This is a genomic window from Vibrio sp. Vb1755, from assembly GCF_033338635.1.
GTDB lineage: Bacteria > Pseudomonadota > Gammaproteobacteria > Enterobacterales > Vibrionaceae > Vibrio > Vibrio alginolyticus.
Window position 1 is genome coordinate 1 of the sequence record NZ_JAWOTA010000246.1, and the last position, 1,199, is coordinate 1,199.

At 47.7% G+C, this 1,199-nt stretch carries 1 protein-coding gene; it reads left to right on the forward strand.

What is annotated here, in order from left to right; all coding sequences use genetic code 11:
* The coding region (locus R7E00_RS24265; protein ID WP_318124799.1) for a retention module-containing protein at nt 1–1,199 on the forward strand (1,199 nt) is incomplete at both ends.

Consider the following 1,199-nt stretch of genomic DNA (forward strand, 5'->3'; position numbering starts at 1 on the left):
TGTCGCGTGTCTTCCCGAGCCTTCATCAGAACAACCGGAAACTTTGGTTCAAACCTCGGTTGATGGTCAAATTGCTTTTGACCCGACGGCGATTGATAGTGCTAATTTTGACGCAAATGATGTTGCTGCTATCCAACAAGCGATTTTGGAAGGTGCCGACCCGACGGCAATTCTTGAAGCAACGGCCGCTGGTGGCGATGCGTCTGGCTCGGCAAATGCTGGCTATGTGACGGTTGAATACAACAACCCAGAAATGCTTGCCTCGACGTTTTTCGAAACCTCTGCAACACGCACTGGCGTGCAAGATCGCGAAGAAACCGATGACATTAACGTCACCATTTTTGCTGATGGTGGGCAATCTCTTGAATCGGAAGTAACCGAAGGTTCGATTTCCCTTACGACTTATCCTCAATCTATTGCAACCAGCGTATCCGTTGAGGCGGGCGATCTCCCGCTTGACCCTAGCTCATTTTTCCCATCTGCTGCTTCACTAGAATCGCTACTGGCCGAATTGAACACCGATATTCAATCTGGTGGTAAAGCTGTCGAGTTCTCATACGATGAAGCGCAAAATGCCATCATTGGTGTTCAAGATGGCAATGAAGTCCTACGCATTGAAATTGAAGCGACTTCGCTAGGTCGTGATATCGAGTTGGAGGTGACGACCACCATAAGCCAAGGCATTGACCATGTTGCGTCTGTAGATGACGGGCAGGTGTCGATTGTTGGTGACCGCATCAGTATTGAGTTTGAGATGACGGGTACTGATATTGGTGGTAATAGCATTCGTACGCCAATTGATTTTGTCACGACGATTATCGATGGTGATAATCCAGCGCCGCAAGACATCTCGTTTGAGAATGAAGAATCTTCATCGACGCCAATTACGGGGACGTTTGTCGAAATTGGCAGTGACCAGTTGGCTTCAGTCACCTTTAATCAGGAAAGTTTGTCGCAATTTGATGGTTTGTTAACTGACAACCAAGCAACGGTTACGACCTTGTCTGATGATGGAAGTAACATCACGTTAACCGTAGCTGGTACGGGAGAGGTGGTATTAAGCATCACGTTAAACACCGACGGCACGTACCAATTTGAACAGTTCAAACCGCTTGAGCAGACGAATGATAGCGATACGATAGCGCTTTCCCTTCCAACGACGATCGTGGATTTCGACCAAGATACGGTCAGTAATACCT